We start from the raw sequence: 1,172 nt of genomic DNA, 5'->3' as shown, positions 1-1,172 counted from the left end.
GAACGGGTTGCAATAAACTGGTGGCTGCGACTGTTTAATAAAAACACAGCACTCTGCAAACACGAAAGTGGACGTATAGGGTGTGACGCCTGCCCGGTGCTGGAAGATTAAATGATGGGGTGCAAGCTCTTGATTGAAGTCCCAGTAAACGGCGGCCGTAACTATAACGGTCCTAAGGTAGCGAAATTCCTTGTCGGGTAAGTTCCGACCTGCACGAATGGCGTAACGATGGCCACACTGTCTCCTCCCGAGACTCAGCGAAGTTGAAGTGTTTGTGATGATGCAATCTACCCGCGGCTAGACGGAAAGACCCCATGAACCTTTACTGTAGCTTTGCATTGGACTTTGAATCAATCTGTGTAGGATAGGTGGGAGGCTTTGAAGCGGTCACGCCAGTGATCGTGGAGCCAACCTTGAAATACCACCCTGGTTCATTTGAGGTTCTAACCTTGGCCCGTTATCCGGGTCGGGGACAGTGCATGGTAGGCAGTTTGACTGGGGCGGTCTCCTCCTAAAGTGTAACGGAGGAGTTCGAAGGTACGCTAGTTACGGTCGGACATCGTGACGATAGTGCAATGGCATAAGCGTGCTTAACTGCGAGACTGACAAGTCGAGCAGGTACGAAAGTAGGACATAGTGATCCGGTGGTTCTGTATGGAAGGGCCATCGCTCAACGGATAAAAGGTACTCTGGGGATAACAGGCTGATTCCTCCCAAGAGTTCATATCGACGGGGGAGTTTGGCACCTCGATGTCGGCTCATCACATCCTGGGGCTGTAGCCGGTCCCAAGGGTATGGCTGTTCGCCATTTAAAGTGGTACGTGAGCTGGGTTTAAAACGTCGTGAGACAGTTTGGTCCCTATCTGCCGTGGGCGTTGGAAATTTGAAGGGGGCTGCTCCTAGTACGAGAGGACCGGAGTGGACAGACCTCTGGTGTACCGGTTGTCACGCCAGTGGCATTGCCGGGTAGCTAAGTCTGGAAGAGATAACCGCTGAAAGCATCTAAGCGGGAAACTTGCCTTAAGATGAGATTTCCCAGAGCCTTGAGCTCTTTGAAGGGTCGTTCGAGACCAGGACGTTGATAGGTCAGGTGTGGAAGTGCAGTAATGCATTAAGCTAACTGATACTAATTGCCCGTACGGCTTGTCCCTATAACCTTAGCAGGTTATGGT

1 rRNA gene is annotated in these 1,172 nt (G+C 51.5%); it reads left to right on the top strand.

The window, feature by feature from the left end:
• Positions 1 to 1,151 (top strand): 23S ribosomal RNA (locus tag KVP70_RS33025); the annotation flags it as partial.
• Positions 1,152 to 1,172: the final 21 nt, after the last annotated feature.

The sequence above is a fragment of the Duganella violaceipulchra genome, from assembly GCF_019166075.1.
Lineage (GTDB): Bacteria > Pseudomonadota > Gammaproteobacteria > Burkholderiales > Burkholderiaceae_D > Rugamonas > Rugamonas violaceipulchra.
Note: the sequence above shows the minus strand (reverse complement) of the source record. Positions and strands in the feature narration are given on the sequence as shown.